The following is a 15,129-nucleotide window of genomic DNA, read 5'->3' as shown; positions in this document are numbered from 1 at the left end:
TCGATCTTCCGAAATCCACTCCTTCGCTGCGCTCAGTCGTCGACTTCGCCCTGCTTCGCGGGTCGCTACGCTCCCCGTTCGATCTTCCGAAATCCACTCCTTCGCTGCGCTCAGTCGTCGACTTCGCCCTTCTCTACCGGCGCGCCGACCAGATTGCCCCACTCGGTCCAGGAGCCGTCGTAGTTGACGGTGTCGTCGTAGCCGAGCAGTTCGTGGAGCGCGAACCACGCGACCGAGGAGCGCTCCCCGATCCGGCAGTACGCGACCGTCGTCTCGTCGCCGTCGATGTCGTACTCCGCGTACAGCTCCTCGAGCTCCGCCGCGGTCTTGAACGTGCCGTCGTCGTTCGTGACGACGGACCAAGAGACGTTCCGCGCGCCGGGGATGTGGCCGCCGCGCTGGGCGGTCTCGTTGAGTCCGGGCGGGGCGAGCACCTCGCCGCTGAACTCCTCGGGCGAGCGGACGTCGACGAGCGGAAGCCCGCGGTCGATGGCGTTCTCGACGTCCTCGCGGTACGCGCGGATGGACTCGCGCGGGCCGGACGCCTCGTACTCCACGGCCGAGAACTCGAGAACCTCATCGGTCGTCGGGTAGTCGTTCTCGAGCCAGTACTCGCGGCCGCCGTCGAGCAGCTTCACGTCGTCGTGGCCGTAGTACTTGAACTGCCAGTAGGTGTACGCCGCGAACCAGTTGGCGTTGTCGCCGTACAGCACGACCGTCGACTCCTCGGAGATCCCGTGGTCGCCGAGCAGCGCCTCGAAGTCCTCCTTCTCGAGGACGTCGCGGGTGGTCTGGTCCTGGAGGTCGGTCTCCCAGTTGAAGCCGATCGCTCCGGGGGCGTGGCTCTCGTCGTACGCCTCGGTGTCGACGTCGACCTCCACCAGCCGGAGGTCGGGGTCGTCGCTCTCGAACTCGTCGAGTCGCTGTTCGACCCAGTCGGCCGAGACCAGCACGTCGTTCGCGTAATCGGAATCGCTCATTACGTCCACACGTACGAACGGGACACGTATATCCCCCATCGTCACGGCACGCTCGGCCGCTCCTCGGCGATCGCGGCAACATATTCCCCTTGGCTCCGAGCGAGGAAGGGATCGCCCGGAAGGGAGGCGTTAAACCGACGGCTCCGAACGACGAGACATGAACGACCGGATCGTCGACGTGGGGTGGCTCGCCGAGCGGCTCGACGCCCCGAACGTCGTCGTGATCGACGTGCGCGACGCCTGGGAGTACGAGGGGATCGGCCACGTCCCGGGCGCGGTCTCCGTCCCGTTCGACGCGTTCCGGGCCGACGAACACGGCGCGGCCGAGGCCGGCATGCTCCCCGGCGCGGACGCCTTCACCGCGATCGCCGAGGACGCGGGAGTCGATCCCGACGACGAGATCGTCGCCTACGACGACACTCACGGCGTCTTCGCGGCGCGCTTCCTCGTCACCGCCGAACTGTACGGCCACGACCCCGCGAGACTCCACCTGCTCGACGGCGATTACTCCGTCTGGAACCGCTCGCAGCCGACGACGACCGACGAGCCGGACGTGACGTCATCGACGTACCCGGCCGCCTTCCGCGCCGACGGCCCGCTCATCGACCGCGAAGCGATGGCGGCCGCGGTCGACGACCCCGACGCGACGATCGTCGACACCCGCGAGGCGTGGGAGTACGAGGAGGGTCACGTCCCCGGCGCGGTCCGGCTGGACTGGCGCGAGCTCGTCGACACCGACGCTCGAACGGTCCGACCCGAGACGGAACTGCGGGAGCTGTTGGCGTCCCGCGGGATCGACCCCGACGACCGGGTCGTGCTCTACTGTAACACCGCGCGCCGCATCAGCCACACCTACACCGTCCTTCGCGCGCTCGACTACCCCGATATCGCGTTCTACGAGGGCAGCTTGGCCGAGTGGAAACGCGAGGGCGGTCGACTGGAGACGGGCGACCTGGAGCCAGGCGAGAACGATCCGTGAGGATTCGTCGGAGTCCGTGGTGAGTTCGCTTTTTGCTCCGTGGTCGTCACGGGTCCGAACGGTTCCGCATCTCCGCCGTGTCGTCCCGTCCACTACGCCGGCCAACCAGTCCGTTCCCGCGCCGAACGCGGCGACCGCCGCCGAGATCGGAACCTGCTTTTATACGTATCCGGTAAACCCGGCGTGAACTGGCGGTACGCACACACGGCACTCGGGCTCTGTACTCTCGCGTTCACCGCGACGATGGTGGCGCGGCTGGCGATCAGCCCGCTCGTCCCGGAGATCACCGCGGCGTTCGAGGTCACGAACGCGACGGTCGGGCTCGCGCTGTCGGGGATGTGGCTCGCGTACGCGCTCTCGCAGTTCCCCTCGGGGATCCTCGGCGACCGCTACGGCGAACGGACCGTGATCCTCGTCGCCGTCGGATCGACCGCGGTCGCCTCGCTGCTCATCGCCGCCTCGCCGTCGATCCTCTCGTTCATGCTGTTCACCGTCGTCCTCGGCGCGGGCGCCGGACTCCACTACTCGGTCGCCACCACGTTCCTGACCCGACAGTTCGACGACATCGGGCGAGCGATCGGCGTCCACGTCGCCGGCGGCCCGATCGCCGGGCTCGCCGCCCCGCCCGCGGCCGCGTTGGTCGGGGCGCGTTACGGATGGCGCGCGGGCGTCCTGCTCGGGGTCGTCGTCGCCGTCCCCGTGTTCGGGCTGTTCGCGTGGCGGATCCGCCCGACCGAGCCGCGTCGGCCCGACCAGCCCATGCGCGAGCGGTTCGCGGTCGGCCCGCTCGCCGAGTTGCTCTCGCGGCCGTCGATCCTCTACACCACCGGGCTGGCGACGCTCGGCGCGTTCACCTGGCAGGCCACCGCCTCGTTCCTGCCGACGTTCCTCGAGATCGGCGGCGGGCTCTCCGGCGCGCTGTCGGCGCTGCTGTTCTCGCTGTACTTCCTGATCCACGGCGGCACCCAGCCGCTGACCGGGTCGTTCTCCGACCGGATCGGCCGGGACGAGACGGTGATCCTCACGATGGCGTCCGGCGTCGTCGGGTACGCGCTCCTCGTCGTCTCGACCCGCGACGGGACCGGACTCGCACCGATCGTCCTCGGCGTCCTCTTCGTCGGGCTGGCGATGTCGTGGGGGGCCCCGGTCCAGTCGCGGTTCATGGACCTGCTCTCGGACGCCGAGCGGGGGGCCGGTTTCGGGCTCGTCCGAACCGTCTACATGGTGTTCGGCGCGTCCGGCAGCGTCGTGGTCGGTGCCGTCTCCGACGTCGCGGGATGGGCGGTCGCGTTCGGCTTACTCGCGGCCGTGATGGCGGTCGGGCTCGTCACCCTGTTGACGAACCGTTGGCTCGGGTTGGGGTACTGAGAAAGCGAGGAGGTCGGGGGTGACTACAGCCGGTCGTCCTCGAGGCTGCCCGGGTCCTGTGCGGTGTCGAACATGTTGTTCTCCGCCCCGTCCAGCATCTCGTCGCGGGGATCGTCGTCGACGACGCTGACGTTGTACGCCTCGATCCCGGAGGCGATCAGTTCCTCTGCGGCCTGTTCCTCGGTGACGAACTCGGAGTCGGCGAGCTGCTGGAAATCGGCGTACACGTCGTCCGAGAGGTTCAGTTCGAAGGTCGGCATGACTCACCGTTTCGGGCGGATGCTTTTAAACTCGATGGCCGGGACGTGATCCGCACAAGCGCTAAGCCCGCGTGAGCCGATCGGTCGCTCATGACCGACGTGAAAAAGGTCGCCGTCGAGGAGCTACCGGACGCACCGAACCACACCAGCCACAAGAAGGAGGTCGACGAGGCCCTCGGCGCGACCGAGTTCGGGTTCAACTACTACGTCGCCGAACCCGGCCAGCGGCTCCCGTGGGCGACCCACAGACATCCGAATCACGAGGAGCTGTTCTACGTCCTCGAGGGCGAACTCGAGATCGAACTGGCCGACGGCGTTCTCCCCGTGGCGGCCGGCGAGGCAGTCTTCGTCCCGCCGGAAACGACGAACCTGGCGCGCGCCGTCGGGGGGACGCCCGCACGCGTCATCGCAGTCGGCGCGCCGAAGGACGACGACGGTGCGGTCATCGAGGAGGAGTGTCCCGCCTGCGGCGCGGAGAGCGACCGGACCTACGCGGTCGACGGCGACGACTACGTGCTCTCGTGTGCGGCCTGCGGGGCGGCGGTGGACCGGCTCACGCCCGGCCCGGAGTGAGTTGAACCCGCGTCGACGACGCGACCGCCGGTCACAGGTCTCCCCACGCGCCGAGGAACCGCTGGAGCGCGGTCAGGTGGCCGACGGCGGCAAACAGCGCCAACAACAGCCCGACGACGTTCAGCCCGGCGACGATCGGGTCGGAGTAGGCGGCGGCGACGACGCCGACGATCCCCATCAGCGCGAGCCGGTCGGCGCGCCCGAGCAGCCCGCCGTACTCGCGGCCGATCCCGACCGCCTGTATCTGTGTGCCCATGTACGACGTCATCAACACGCCGGTCACCGCGAGGAAGCCCAGCGCGTACGCGTCGATCCCGGCGGTGAACCCCGCGATGACGGCGATGTCGGCGTAGCGGTCGAGGACGTGATCCAGCAGGTCGCCCCCGTCGGAGGCGACCGCCTGCTCGCGGGCGAGCGCGCCGTCGACGAGGTCGAGCCAGCCGTTGAGCAACACGAGGAGCGACCCGAGGACGTAGAACGCGGGGTCCGCGACCGCGAACGCGCCGGCGGCGAGGAGGGCCGCGCCGAACGCGATCACGCTCACCTGATCCGGCGAGAGCCCGAGCCGTGCCGCGGCCGCCACCCACGGACCGAGCAGCCGGTCCGCGACCGACCGGAACCGGTCCAGTGTCACGCGGGTACCTCCTCCGTGGACGGACACATCGTTCGACCGTCCGCAACGCCCGCCCGGTTCATAAGTAGTCGGTGAAGTCGACCCTTCCCGCACTGGGTTCGACCGCACCCTCGATCGCTGCCCGAATCGCGTCGGCGACGGCCTCCGGCTCCCGGTCGGTCGTGTCCACCTCGTAGACGTTCTCCATGCCGTGGGCCGCGACGGCCTCCGAGAGGATCACGTCGAGCGCCTCCGACTCGGCGTTCTCCGCCGCGGTCGACGCCGGTTCGCCGCGGTCGCGGAGCCGGTCCTCGACCGTCTCGGGACGACACCGGAGGACGATCACGCGGTCGACCTCGAAGTGATGGGCCAGGTGCGAGTCGAGCACGCCGGTCCAGTCGCCGAGGTGGTCGGCCACCGCGTCGAGGTCGGCAACGAGGGTGTCGCGCTCGGCGTCGCGCTCGGTCCAGAGGTCGTCGTTCCCCTTGATCCGGTCGTTGAGGTGGATAACGTCGTACTCTCCCTCGAGCAGCGCGGTCGCGGTCGACTTTCCCGTTCCCGGCGTGCCGGTGACGGCGACGCGGTCGGGGTGATCCGAATGGTCGGCGGCGCGGTCGTCGACCTCCACGTCTCCCTCCGTTCCGGTCACGCTTCCGCCTCGAGTTCGAGCTCTGCTAGAACCTCGTTGAGCCGCTTGACCGCCTCGCGCGTGTCCTCGCGGGTTCCGGTGGAGATCCGCACGCAGCCGGGGAGGCCGAAGGAGGTACAGTCCCTGATGATGACGCCGCGCTCCCTGGCGGCCTCGGCGACCGCGCTCCCGTCGCCGACCCGCGCGAGCACGAAGTTTCCAGCCGATTCGAACGTATCGGCGTCGAGTTCCGCGTCGATGTACTCGCGAGCCCATCGCGCGGTCTCGACGGACTCCTCGACGTGTGACGGGTCCTCTAACGCGGCCAGCGCGGCCCGGCACGCCAGCTCGCTCGCCGCGAACGGGGTGTTGACGCGGGCGTACGCCTCGCCCCACGCCTCGGGGACGACGCTGTAGCCGATCCGGAGGCCGGCGAGTCCGTAGGCCTTCGAGAACGTCCGGAGGACGGCCACGTCGTCCCGGTCGTTCACGAGCGGGATCGCGCTGTCGACGTCCGCGAACTCGCCGTAGGCCTCGTCGACGACGACGAGGGTCTCCTCGGCGGTCGCGTCGGCGATCGTCTCGACCGCCTCCAGGGGGATCACGGACCCCGACGGGTTGTGTGGCGAGGTGAGGTAGACGATCCGCTCGCCGCCGTAGGCGCTCAGGACGTTCTCGGCGGTCTGCGTGAACCCGTCGTCGATCGAGAGGTCGTACGTCTCGACGTCCGCGTGGTGGTATCGGGCGGACATCGCGTAGTAGGCGAAGCCGGGATCGGGGACCAACACACGGTCGTCGGGTTCCAAGGCGGCCCGCGAGAGGTAGTCGATCGAGCCGTCCGCTCCCGGCGACACCCACACCTGCTCGGGTGACACGCCCCACTCCTCGGCGATCCGGTCGGTGAGGTCCGCGTGCGAGGACTTCGGGTAGACGTTCACCCGCTCGGCGTGTTCGCGGATCGCTTCGATGGCCGCCGGACTCGGGCCGTGGGGGTTCTCGTTCGAGGAGAGTTTGATCAGGTCCGATCGGTCGATCCCGAGCTCGCGGGCGACCTCCTCGACGCCCCTGCCGGGAACGTACGGGGAGTGATCCGAGAGATCCCGTGGTTGCATGCTCGTGGGTCGGCGGCGGCCGGACTTAAGCGTGACCGAACCGTCCCTCGACCGACGAACGGGACGTCCGATTCACCGGAAACGTGGTGTGCGATCGGTCCGCATCGTGGGCCATCGATCGAATGGACGTCCGACCCCGGACCGGGATCCCTCTCAGGGGATCTTGACGTCGTGTTCGAGCGTCCCGACGCCCTCGACGGTGACCTCGACCGTGTCGCCGTCCGAGAGCGGACCGACGCCGTCGGGGGTGCCCGTGGCGATCACGTCGCCCTCCTCCAAGGACAGGTACGTCGTGATCTCCTCGATCAGCGTCGGCACGTCGAAGATCAGTTGGCCGAGGTGGCCGTCCTGTTTCTGCTCGCCGTTCACGTGGAGTTCGACGCTCGCCTCGTCGGGCACCTCGTCCGGCGTCGCGACGACGGGGCCGAGCGGGGCCGAGTTGTCGAACGCCTTCCCGCGGACCCAGTTCTGCTCGCGGTTCTGGTCGTCCCGGTTCGAGACGTCGTTCATACAGGTGAACCCCTCGACGACGTCCATCGCGTCCTCGGCGGCGACGTCCTTACAGGACTCGCCGATCACGACGACGAACTCCGCCTCCCAGTCGATCCGATCTTTCCCCTCCGGGGCGGTGACGGTGTCGCCGTGGCCCGCGAGCGCGTTCGGTCCCTTCAAGAAGAGCAGCGGTCGGTCCGGCACGTCGTTGCCGAGTTCGGCGGCGTGTTCGGCGTAGTTTCGGCCGATACAGACGATCTTCGAGGGATCGACCGGCGGCAGTACGTCGATGTCGGGATCGTCGAAGTCGTACACGTCGTCGCCGAACGCGACCGTCTCGGTCTCGGGGTCGTAGCGTCCTTTCCGGACCGATCCGGCCGGGTCGCGGAACCGTGCGTAGTACATACCTCCGAATCGAACGTGATGGTTAAAGTCTTCGTGAATGGCTCCGTTGTTGCCGGCAGGGAATCCACCCGCGACCGAGGCCGTCCTCAACGCTCACGCGCCGCTCCCGTCGTCTCCTCACCCGTCTCCCCGTCCTTCCGGTCTCGATCCACTCCCGTCGCGTCGTCCGACTCGGCGTCTTCCTCCCCGACCTGGTCCACTTCGATGTCGTCCACCTCGACGTCGTCAGTCCCGAACAGTTCCCGTCGGGCGCAGTCGGCACAGTAGTGGTTGTACCGCTCGTCGTGAGTCAGGACCGGAACGCCCGCGAGGACGGTCTCGTCGCGCCGCCGCCGGACGAGCCCACGGTCGAACGTCTCCCCACAGACGACGCAGGGTTCCTCGATCCGCTCGGGCGGTCGAACTACTCGGTGGTCGACGCTCCGGAGCCGGCCGAAGTCCGTGACGCCGTGTCGGCGGTCGATCCGCCGTCGGACCGGTGGTGCCATGCCGGCACCGAGCAGGGCGAACCCGACGCCGATCGCCGCGAACGCCGGCGATCCGCCGGTCGCCGCCACCGCCGCGATCCAGCCACCGATCAGCAACAACAGCCCGCTCAACAGATAGGTGGAAACGGTCTCGGCCGTCCCTTCGTCGACGTTCGACGGGGGACGAGGCGTCGTCGAGTCGCCCCGCACGAGCCGGAGCCGTTCGGCCAGTTCGGCGTAATGCCACCAGCCGTACAGGAGGTTTCCGATGCCGCCGGTGGTCAGAAACAGGAGGACGTGGATCCCCGTGGAACCGATCCCCCTGTCGACGAGAAGGACGCGATCGCCGTCGTCCCGCTCGATCTCCCAGCCCGCGTCGAGGTGCTCTTGAACCCGCCGGCGGAAGGCGCGCTGGCTCTCGCGTTCGTTCGAGGACGGATTCGAGTCACCTCTCGACCGCGCCGCGCCGCAGTTCGAGCAGAACCGGTCGTCGTCGTCGAACCGCTCGCCGCAGTCGGGGCAGTGTGCGGGGACGGACCGGTCTTCGAGGTCGACGCCGCAGTCGGGACAGAAACTCGCGTCGGCCGGCACCGGCTCGCCGCAAGCCGGACACGCGGACGGCGCGCCGGGGCCGCTGGTCTCGGAGGGCATCCGCTCGACGTTCGCGCTCGCGTCGGTTAATCGCTTTCGTCGGATCAGACGTTCGGTGGGGCCTGATGGAGCGCATCCCGGGGAACCGGTGGGTTCGTATCCCGAGGATCCCCCCGGTTTCGCGTCCCGCGTGCCGGGCCGCGGATCCGTCTTCCGCGGCGTCGAGGTTTATTACCCTTCGTTGAGATGTACCGACCGTATCATGGAGCTCACTTGGCACGGCCACTCGACGTGGCACGTCGTCGTCGACGAGACCGAACTACTGATCGACCCGCACTTCGACAACCCGAAGACGGACGTCGACCCCGAGGAGCTCGACCCGGACTACCTCCTCTTGACGCACGGACACACCGACCACATCTCCGACGCCGATCGGTACGAGGGCGCGACGGTGGTCGCGACCCCCGAGCTGACGGGGTACGTCCAGGACACCTTCGGACACGAACACGCCGTCGGCGGCATGGGGATGAACATCGGCGGTACCGTCGAGTGCGGCGACGCGTGGGTGACGATGGTGCGCGCGGACCACTCGAACGGGATCGACACGGGATACGGCACCTCCGCGGGGATGCCCGCCGGTTTCGTGATCGGCGACAAGAAGCCGACTCAGGAGTCCGATCCCGACTGTACGACGTTCTACCATGCCGGCGATACCGGTCTCATGTCCGAGATGGTCGACGTGATCGCCCCGTATCTCGAGCCGGACGCCGCGGCGCTGCCCGCCGGCGACCACTTCACGATGGGTCCGGCCGGGGCGGGCATCGCGGCCGACTGGGTGGGCGCGGACGTGGTGTTCCCGATGCACTACGACACGTTCCCGCCGATCGAGATCGACACCCGCGAGTTCGTCAACGAGGTGAGGGCTGCCGGTGCGGCCGCCGAACCCGTGGTACTGGAGGGCGACGAGACGTACGTTCTCGACCCCTGAACCCGGCACGGCTCGGCCTTCGAGACGGACGGGATAGGAACCTTTAGGCCCGCGCGAGCCCACCTCGGAGACGACATGTCCGACATCGAGACCACCACCGTCTGTGAGGAGGGCTACGCGTGTACGAGCCAGGTCGGCGACTTCGACCTTCAGATCGACGCGACCGACGAGACCGGCCCGAACCCGAACGCCGCGCTCGTCGCGACGTACGCCTCCTGTTTCATCCCGGCGTTCCGCGTCGGCGGCGGCCAGCGCGGCGAGGACGACCTCGGCAAGGTACAGATCGACGCGAGCGCGGAGCTCGATGACGACGACGACCTCGCGTCCATCGCCTTCGACCTCCACGTCGAGGCCGACCTCGACGACGACACCGCCGCGGAGCTCGTCGAGCGCGGGGAGGACATCTGTCACGTCCACTCCGCGGTCCGCGAGGAACTCCAGGCCGACATCGCGGTCCACTCGGACGCGTTCTGAGACGAACCGACCGCTCGAGCACCCCGATCGATCTTTTATATGCAGTCCGACCCGATCAGCCGCCCGCTCGTCCGTCCGATCCGCCGACCGCGTAGTCGACGACGACGCTCGAAGCGACGTAGCCGATGACGCCGATCACGACCGCGGCGGCGACCGCCACCCCGGGCTCGCGGGCGACGACGTACGCCGCGAGGAACGCGACCATCGCGACCGTGTTCGCACACAGGAGCCGCAGGGTCCGGTAACTCGGTTCGACGATCGACATGCCCGAGAGAACGGTCGACCGCGGGATAAATCCCGGACCGACGCCGACGGCGGCCGCCACGCGACGCGTCACGGCCGTCTCGCTCGGATCGTCCGCTCGTCCGCCCGGAGCCACACGTTTATGTGCGATATCGCGGCCACCGGGCGTATGCCATCGAACGGATACGACGCGGAGTCTCGCAGGGGAAGGAGCGAGGGGGACCCGTCCGGTACCGGGGCGTCCGGCGATCGACCGGTGAGGGCTGCCGAGCGCGTGACCGGCACGGTGGATGCGATGGATACGATCGACCCGGTCGGTATCGCCGACCCCGACGGGGGCGCTCGGCACGGCTCCCGCGACCGCTCGGGTCTCGGCGCGTACGGTTCCGACCGCTGGGCGCGCGTCCTCTCGACGATCACGCCGGCCGCGATGGTCGCGGCCGTCGGGATCCGGATCGGGTCGGCGGGACGCCGGTTCGCGCCCGACGTGGCTGCGCGCTTCGCCGGCGTCCCGATCGGCGTCGACGCCGCCGCGCTCTCGTCGGTCGCGGGGATCGTTCACGGCCTCTCGGTTCTCCTCGCCGTCGGCGTCGCCTGTGCGGTCGGCTGGCTCGCGCTGTCGGCGGCGGTGCGTCTCGCGGCGGACGGGATCCGGTAGGGGAACTCCCGGGATCGACGCCGGACCCCGCCGGAACGGCTTTGGATCCGGCGCGATAAGCCCCCGCATGGTCGCGATGGAATCCGACTCCGAGCTCGAACGCGGCGACGCGGCACCCGACTTCGAGCTACCCGGAACCGACGGCGAGGCGTACTCGGCCGACTCCTTCGAGACGGACGCGCTGCTCGTGGTGTTCACCTGTAACCACTGTCCGTACGCGAAGGCGAAGTTCGGTCTTCTCAACGAGTTGGCCACCGAGTACGACGACCTCGCGGTGGTCGGTATCAATCCGAACGACGCCGAGGAGTACCCCGACGACTCCTTCGAGGCCATGCGCGAACGGGTCGCGGACGGTACGGTCGCCTACGACGCGTACCTCCGCGACGAAACGGGTGAGACCACCGCGGCCTACGGCGCGGTGTGTACGCCCGACCCGTTCCTGTTCGGTCGCGAGGGCGGCGAGTGGCGGCTCCGATACCACGGCCGAGTCGACGACGCGTTGAACCCCGACGACGAGCCGACGGAGTTCTACATCCGGGACGCGGTCGACGCCGTTCTCGCCGGTGAGGAGGTCCCGCATCCGGACCGGCCCTCGCGCGGCTGCTCGATCAAGTGGCCCGGCGAGTGAGGAGATCGGAAGGGCGGGACGAGGTCCGGAGAGGCCGTTCAGGCCCGACGCCCTCGCAACGCCGATCGACCGCCCAGTAGCGCCAAGACCGCGCCGATCACGACCGCGAGGAACGGGGCGTTCGACCGTTGCCTCCTGAGGAACGCGTCGCCCGGCGAGTCGGGTGTCACGTACGCCGTGACCGTCTCGCCGGCCTCGTACTCGTCTACCACGTCCCTCGCGGCCGATCGCGTGTCGTACGACCGCTGAACCGACGCCGGGTACACGCCGGTCGCGGCGTACGTCTCTCCGCGGTACGCGTACTCGTAGCGGACGAACGGGTAGTAGTCCGCGTCCGGGCTCGAGGTCGAACTCGTGGAGTCGACGTCGGTCTCGAGGACGGCCGCCTCGACGGGTTCCGCGGTCTCGATCGCCTGCTGCTGCTGGAGGTAGTCGTACCCGCCGTAGCCGGCGATCGCCAGCCCGACGACGAGGAACAACAGGCCGCCGCGGACGGGGTCGACCTCCCGCCCGGCGACGGTGATGTCGGTGTCCGGGGACATGCCGAGCGCTCCTTCGTCTCGATCCAAAGGGCTGTCGGAACTCCGGCGCGGCGTGGGTTGAAATGGCTCCCGCCCGAAGGGATCGTATGGGAATGAAGGAGGACGGCGAGCCGGAACTCCACGAGATCGACCGATTCGACCGCGGCGTGGGATGGATCGCGTACCCCGGCGAGACGATGGAACGGGCGAGCCACGCGCTCGCGGTTCCGAACGAGGAGAGCGACGACGACGTGTGGGTGATCGACCCGGTCGACGCCCCCGGGCTCGACGATCTTCTGGCGGAGTTCGGCTCGGTCGCCGGCGTCGTCGTCGGTCTCGATCGCCACAAGCGCGACGCCGCGACCCTGGCGACTCGCCACGACGTCCCCGTCTACGTCCCCGAGTGGATGACTGGCGTCGCCGAGGAGATCGACGCCCCGGTGGAGCAGTTCGGCCGCCGGCTTGCCGACTCAGGCTTCGAGTCGATCCGGATCCGCGACTCCACGCTGCCGCCGTGGCAGGAGGTCGGGCTCTTCGACGGGGAGACGCTCGTCGTCCCCGAGTCGCTCGGATCGGCGTCGTACTTCCGGGGCGACCGCGAGCGGCTCGGCGTCCACCCGATGCTCCGGCTCACACCGCCGCGGACGTCGCTTTCGGGACTCGATCCCGATCGCGTTCTCGTCGGCCACGGCGTCGGCGTCCTCGAGGACGCCGGCGCGGCGATCGAGGACGCGCTCGCGGGGTCCCGCCGGAAGGCGCCCGGACTCTACGCGAAGACGCTCCGGTCCGCGCTCGGTATCTGAGTGGCCCGTGACCGACGCCACCCTCCCGTGATCCACGTCACCCGCGACCTGCTGACGGTGCTTCTCGATCGTGCCGCCGAGCGCGACCCGGCCGCGGTGAACCTCCGGCTGTCGGCCACTCGAGCGGGGGAGTTCGAGGCGGATCTCGGAATTGACCCGGAGACGCCCGTGCTGACGCACTTCACGTTGGACGGGGTCGGCGGGTCGGTGAACGCGGTGTTCGGCGTCGACCTCGGGACGCCGGCGGGCCGGGGCGGGGCGCGGTTCCTCTCGCACCCGACCGGTCGTCTCGAACTCTCGAAGACCGACGACCTCGCGGCCGTCGTGATCGTCGCGGTCCCGCCGTACGACGACGACTTCGTCGCCGCGTTCGACCGCGCCGGCGACGGGATCGAGTTGGTCGTCCTCGACGCGACGCCGCCGGCGGAGTCGCTTCCCGAGTGACCTCGATTCGGCCCGAAACCCGAGTTTAAAGACGGCCGAGCGGTTACGACGGGGTGATGGCAGCACGCCCACCAGGCGGCGGCGGGTCCGCGGAACCGGAGGCTATCGAGTTCGGCATCGCCGCGCTCGACGCCCGGTTGGAGGAGTCGGACCTCACGTTTCCCGCGACGAGTCAGGAGATCCTTCGGGCGCTGGACCACCCGGAGATACCCTACGACTCGAAGGGACGAACGATCGAACTGGCGGCCGGGTTGGAGGAGGTATCCCAGTCGGAGTTCGAGAACGAGACGGAGCTGCTCGACGCGCTGTACCCCGTCTTCGACGAGGCGCGGCGGGGTGGCGGTGGGTTCCTCGACGGGCTCCGAGACGCCCTTCCGTTCTGAGTCGGTTCTCGAGAGTCGGTCTAGGTGGCCTGCTGTTCCGTCTCGGCTTCCGGCTCGTCGGTTCCGGTCTCGAGCCGCTCGATGACGTCGTTGATGAGCACCACGTCGCCGACCGCGCGCACCCAGCGGTAGGGGACGATCACGCCGGTGTTGCCGTCGACGCGCCCGGCGAACAGCTCGCGGTTGAGTTCGGCGAGCGCCAGCCCGGTCACCGATTGCGTGTCGAGATCGAGGCGGACGTCCTCCACCTCGCCGACGAAGACGCCGTTGTTCGAGTACACCTCTCTGCCGACAAGCGACGTGATCTCCTCGGGAGCAGCGTTCATGTCAGATACGGTCACGAGCGCGCCTATTAAGCGTTCGTTGTCGAACGACGCCCGTCTGACGCGGAACCCCTCCGCGTCTCGTCGAGCCGAGCACGGGTCACGCCGGGAGGATCCGCGTCACGCCGGCGGTCTCGGCGACGACCCACGCGACGAAGAGCAGGTACGTGACGAGCAGCGCGTACGCCTCGACCGTCGTCAGGGCCAGGTCCGTCCGGAGCGTTCCGAAGAGCAGGACCGTCGCGAGCGTGAGGACGGCGAACATCGGCACGGCCGTCGAGAAGTTCACCGGGACCGCGCCCACGATGAGCACGCCGACGGGAATGACCACGAGCAGGTCGAAGGTGTTCGACCCGAGGACGTTCCCGAGGCTGGTCGCGCTGTTGTCGTCGCGGGCGGACCGGACGCTGACGAGCGTGTCCGGGAGGCTCGTCGCCGCCGCGACGATCGTCATGCCGGCGAGGAACTCGGGGATCCCGAAGGTGTGACCGAGCGACTCGATGGCCGACACCATCACCTCGACGCTCACGAGGATGAGGAGCAGGCCGGCGGCGAGTCTCCCCCACTCGCGGCCGACGGCGACGTTCGTCCCGTCGGGTTCGGCCTCGTAGTCACCGGTGTCCTGCCACTGGATGAATAGGTACAGCCCGTAGACGAAAAGCGGGACCACGGCGAGTGGGCGGGTGATGGAGCCCTTCAGAGCCGCTCCGGTCGTTCCCGAGCCCGCGGCCGCGACCGGCTCGTAGATGATCGCGAGCGCGAAGGTGATGACGAGCACGGAGACCGCGAGCATGTAGAACTGCGCTTCCTTGTAGACGATCGTCCGGCTCGAGTCGAGGTCCGCGTCGGTCGCGAGCCCCGAGAGCGCGGGAACGACGAGGACGTTGAAGATCGCGGAGCCGACGATCGCGCCGACCCCCATGTCGAAGACGCCGGCAAGCGCGGTGACGACCACGCTCGCGAATTCGGGGAAGCTCGACCCGACCGCGACGACGACCGTTCCCTGGACGACCGGCGGGAGCCCGTAGTGCGCCGAGAGGCCGTCCGCGGCCTCCTCGAGCAACCCGCTTCCGAGCCAGATCACTCCGCTCGCGACGACGACCACCAGGACGTTCACGGCCGCGGTGTCGGGGAGGACGCCTCCGAGGACCATCGTTTCCCCCACCATAGAGGGGTGTTCGGATGAAACCATCGGT

21 protein-coding genes are annotated in these 15,129 nt (G+C 69.0%); 10 read left to right on the top strand and 11 right to left on the bottom strand.

The window, feature by feature from the left end; genetic code table 11:
* Positions 1 to 110: 110 nt before the first annotated feature.
* Positions 111 to 980: a sulfurtransferase gene (locus tag FN829_RS04545; RefSeq protein WP_142985822.1), complete on the bottom strand. Its 870-nt coding sequence runs from the start codon at positions 978 to 980 to the stop codon at positions 111 to 113.
* 157 nt (positions 981 to 1,137) lie between these two features.
* Here FN829_RS04545 and FN829_RS04540 point away from each other — a divergent pair, with 157 nt between their 5' ends.
* Together FN829_RS04540 and FN829_RS04535 are read left to right on the top strand one after the other, a co-directional pair.
* Positions 1,138 to 1,959: a sulfurtransferase gene (locus FN829_RS04540; RefSeq protein WP_142985821.1), complete on the top strand. Its 822-nt coding sequence runs from the start codon at positions 1,138 to 1,140 to the stop codon at positions 1,957 to 1,959.
* A 183-nt stretch (positions 1,960 to 2,142) separates the two neighbouring features.
* On the top strand, positions 2,143 to 3,327 hold the full coding sequence (locus tag FN829_RS04535; RefSeq protein ID WP_142985820.1) for an MFS transporter: 1,185 nt from the start codon (positions 2,143 to 2,145) through the stop codon (positions 3,325 to 3,327).
* A gap of 23 nt (positions 3,328 to 3,350) precedes the next feature.
* On the opposite strand, the gene FN829_RS04530 is transcribed toward FN829_RS04535, so the two are convergent.
* Positions 3,351 to 3,587, bottom strand: coding sequence for a hypothetical protein (locus tag FN829_RS04530; RefSeq protein WP_122104569.1), 237 nt, complete (start codon positions 3,585 to 3,587; stop codon positions 3,351 to 3,353).
* Positions 3,588 to 3,677: 90 nt separating this feature from the next.
* Here FN829_RS04530 and FN829_RS04525 point away from each other — a divergent pair, with 90 nt between their 5' ends.
* Entirely contained in the window at positions 3,678 to 4,160 is a 483-nt protein-coding gene (locus FN829_RS04525) for a cupin domain-containing protein (protein WP_142985819.1), read from the top strand.
* A 31-nt stretch (positions 4,161 to 4,191) separates the two neighbouring features.
* On the opposite strand, the gene FN829_RS04520 is transcribed toward FN829_RS04525, so the two are convergent.
* The 5 genes from FN829_RS04520 to FN829_RS04500 form a co-directional block, all read right to left on the bottom strand.
* Entirely contained in the window at positions 4,192 to 4,794 is a 603-nt protein-coding gene (locus FN829_RS04520) for a CDP-alcohol phosphatidyltransferase family protein (protein ID WP_142985818.1), read from the bottom strand.
* 58 nt (positions 4,795 to 4,852) lie between these two features.
* The gene (locus FN829_RS04515; RefSeq protein WP_142985817.1) at positions 4,853 to 5,422 is read right to left on the bottom strand and encodes an adenylate kinase family protein; all 570 of its coding nucleotides are present in this window, start codon (positions 5,420 to 5,422) and stop codon (positions 4,853 to 4,855) included.
* Positions 5,419 to 6,513, bottom strand: a complete 1,095-nt coding sequence (gene hisC, locus FN829_RS04510; protein ID WP_142985816.1) for a histidinol-phosphate transaminase — start codon at positions 6,511 to 6,513, stop codon at positions 5,419 to 5,421. Before hisC ends, FN829_RS04515 begins: the two co-directional genes overlap by 4 nt.
* Before the next feature lie 153 nt (positions 6,514 to 6,666).
* The gene (locus FN829_RS04505) at positions 6,667 to 7,410 is read right to left on the bottom strand and encodes a fumarylacetoacetate hydrolase family protein (RefSeq protein WP_142985815.1); all 744 of its coding nucleotides are present in this window, start codon (positions 7,408 to 7,410) and stop codon (positions 6,667 to 6,669) included.
* A gap of 86 nt (positions 7,411 to 7,496) precedes the next feature.
* Positions 7,497 to 8,528 (bottom strand): zinc ribbon domain-containing protein, encoded by a 1,032-nt coding sequence (locus FN829_RS04500; RefSeq protein WP_142985814.1) that lies wholly within the window; start codon positions 8,526 to 8,528, stop codon positions 7,497 to 7,499.
* 202 nt (positions 8,529 to 8,730) lie between these two features.
* Between FN829_RS04500 and FN829_RS04495 the strand changes: the two genes are divergently transcribed.
* Together FN829_RS04495 and FN829_RS04490 are read left to right on the top strand one after the other, a co-directional pair.
* Positions 8,731 to 9,456, top strand: coding sequence for a metal-dependent hydrolase (locus tag FN829_RS04495; RefSeq protein ID WP_142985813.1), 726 nt, complete (start codon positions 8,731 to 8,733; stop codon positions 9,454 to 9,456).
* A 75-nt stretch (positions 9,457 to 9,531) separates the two neighbouring features.
* Positions 9,532 to 9,930 carry an OsmC family protein gene (locus FN829_RS04490; protein ID WP_142985812.1) on the top strand — a complete coding sequence of 133 codons (399 nt, stop codon included), beginning with the start codon at positions 9,532 to 9,534 and terminating at the stop codon, positions 9,928 to 9,930.
* Positions 9,931 to 9,985: 55 nt separating this feature from the next.
* Here FN829_RS04490 and FN829_RS04485 read toward each other — a convergent pair whose 3' ends face one another.
* On the bottom strand, positions 9,986 to 10,195 hold the full coding sequence (locus FN829_RS04485) for a hypothetical protein (protein WP_142985811.1): 210 nt from the start codon (positions 10,193 to 10,195) through the stop codon (positions 9,986 to 9,988).
* A gap of 147 nt (positions 10,196 to 10,342) precedes the next feature.
* Between FN829_RS04485 and FN829_RS04480 the strand changes: the two genes are divergently transcribed.
* On the top strand, positions 10,343 to 10,831 hold the full coding sequence (locus FN829_RS04480) for a hypothetical protein (RefSeq protein WP_142985810.1): 489 nt from the start codon (positions 10,343 to 10,345) through the stop codon (positions 10,829 to 10,831).
* 67 nt (positions 10,832 to 10,898) lie between these two features.
* A complete protein-coding gene (locus FN829_RS04475) occupies positions 10,899 to 11,459 on the top strand; it encodes a thioredoxin family protein (protein ID WP_142985809.1) in 561 nt (186 codons plus the stop codon).
* Positions 11,460 to 11,497: 38 nt separating this feature from the next.
* On the opposite strand, the gene FN829_RS04470 is transcribed toward FN829_RS04475, so the two are convergent.
* Positions 11,498 to 12,001 carry a DUF3592 domain-containing protein gene (locus FN829_RS04470; RefSeq protein WP_142985808.1) on the bottom strand — a complete coding sequence of 168 codons (504 nt, stop codon included), beginning with the start codon at positions 11,999 to 12,001 and terminating at the stop codon, positions 11,498 to 11,500.
* 92 nt (positions 12,002 to 12,093) lie between these two features.
* Here FN829_RS04470 and FN829_RS04465 point away from each other — a divergent pair, with 92 nt between their 5' ends.
* From FN829_RS04465 to FN829_RS04455, 3 genes are read left to right on the top strand one after another with little or no spacing between them, the layout of a single operon-like run.
* A complete protein-coding gene (locus FN829_RS04465) occupies positions 12,094 to 12,783 on the top strand; it encodes a hypothetical protein (RefSeq protein WP_142986072.1) in 690 nt (229 codons plus the stop codon).
* A gap of 27 nt (positions 12,784 to 12,810) precedes the next feature.
* Positions 12,811 to 13,227 (top strand): hypothetical protein, encoded by a 417-nt coding sequence (locus FN829_RS04460; protein ID WP_142985807.1) that lies wholly within the window; start codon positions 12,811 to 12,813, stop codon positions 13,225 to 13,227.
* Between the two features lie 56 nt (positions 13,228 to 13,283).
* Complete coding sequence (locus tag FN829_RS04455) at positions 13,284 to 13,610, top strand: hypothetical protein (protein ID WP_142985806.1); 327 nt, start codon at positions 13,284 to 13,286, stop codon at positions 13,608 to 13,610.
* A 20-nt stretch (positions 13,611 to 13,630) separates the two neighbouring features.
* Here FN829_RS04455 and FN829_RS04450 read toward each other — a convergent pair whose 3' ends face one another.
* A complete protein-coding gene (locus tag FN829_RS04450; RefSeq protein WP_142985805.1) occupies positions 13,631 to 13,936 on the bottom strand; it encodes a PRC-barrel domain-containing protein in 306 nt (101 codons plus the stop codon).
* A gap of 97 nt (positions 13,937 to 14,033) precedes the next feature.
* Entirely contained in the window at positions 14,034 to 15,086 is a 1,053-nt protein-coding gene (locus FN829_RS04445; RefSeq protein WP_142985804.1) for a sodium:calcium antiporter, read from the bottom strand.
* Between the last annotated feature and the right edge of the window lie 43 nt (positions 15,087 to 15,129).

Origin of the sequence: Halorubrum cibi (genome assembly GCF_900182635.1) — an archaeon.
In the GTDB taxonomy this organism is placed as follows: domain Archaea; phylum Halobacteriota; class Halobacteria; order Halobacteriales; family Haloferacaceae; genus Halorubrum; species Halorubrum cibi.
Note: the sequence above shows the minus strand (reverse complement) of the source record. Positions and strands in the feature narration are given on the sequence as shown.

Coding starts and splice junctions, on each gene's coding strand:
- FN829_RS04525 (WP_142985819.1), top strand. CDS start 3,678: ATGACCGACGTGAAAAAGGTCGCCGTCGAGGAGCTACCGGACGCACCG.
- FN829_RS04480 (WP_142985810.1), top strand. CDS start 10,343: ATGCCATCGAACGGATACGACGCGGAGTCTCGCAGGGGAAGGAGCGAG.
- hisC (WP_142985816.1), bottom strand. CDS start 6,513: ATGCAACCACGGGATCTCTCGGATCACTCCCCGTACGTTCCCGGCAGG.
- FN829_RS04455 (WP_142985806.1), top strand. CDS start 13,284: ATGGCAGCACGCCCACCAGGCGGCGGCGGGTCCGCGGAACCGGAGGCT.
- FN829_RS04500 (WP_142985814.1), bottom strand. CDS start 8,528: ATGCCCTCCGAGACCAGCGGCCCCGGCGCGCCGTCCGCGTGTCCGGCT.
- FN829_RS04495 (WP_142985813.1), top strand. CDS start 8,731: ATGGAGCTCACTTGGCACGGCCACTCGACGTGGCACGTCGTCGTCGAC.
- FN829_RS04485 (WP_142985811.1), bottom strand. CDS start 10,195: ATGTCGATCGTCGAACCGAGTTACCGGACCCTGCGGCTCCTGTGTGCG.
- FN829_RS04545 (WP_142985822.1), bottom strand. CDS start 980: ATGAGCGATTCCGATTACGCGAACGACGTGCTGGTCTCGGCCGACTGG.
- FN829_RS04540 (WP_142985821.1), top strand. CDS start 1,138: ATGAACGACCGGATCGTCGACGTGGGGTGGCTCGCCGAGCGGCTCGAC.
- FN829_RS04530 (WP_122104569.1), bottom strand. CDS start 3,587: ATGCCGACCTTCGAACTGAACCTCTCGGACGACGTGTACGCCGATTTC.
- FN829_RS04450 (WP_142985805.1), bottom strand. CDS start 13,936: ATGAACGCTGCTCCCGAGGAGATCACGTCGCTTGTCGGCAGAGAGGTG.
- FN829_RS04505 (WP_142985815.1), bottom strand. CDS start 7,410: ATGTACTACGCACGGTTCCGCGACCCGGCCGGATCGGTCCGGAAAGGA.
- FN829_RS04470 (WP_142985808.1), bottom strand. CDS start 12,001: ATGTCCCCGGACACCGACATCACCGTCGCCGGGCGGGAGGTCGACCCC.
- FN829_RS04475 (WP_142985809.1), top strand. CDS start 10,899: ATGGTCGCGATGGAATCCGACTCCGAGCTCGAACGCGGCGACGCGGCA.
- FN829_RS04445 (WP_142985804.1), bottom strand. CDS start 15,086: ATGGTCCTCGGAGGCGTCCTCCCCGACACCGCGGCCGTGAACGTCCTG.
- FN829_RS04490 (WP_142985812.1), top strand. CDS start 9,532: ATGTCCGACATCGAGACCACCACCGTCTGTGAGGAGGGCTACGCGTGT.
- FN829_RS04465 (WP_142986072.1), top strand. CDS start 12,094: ATGAAGGAGGACGGCGAGCCGGAACTCCACGAGATCGACCGATTCGAC.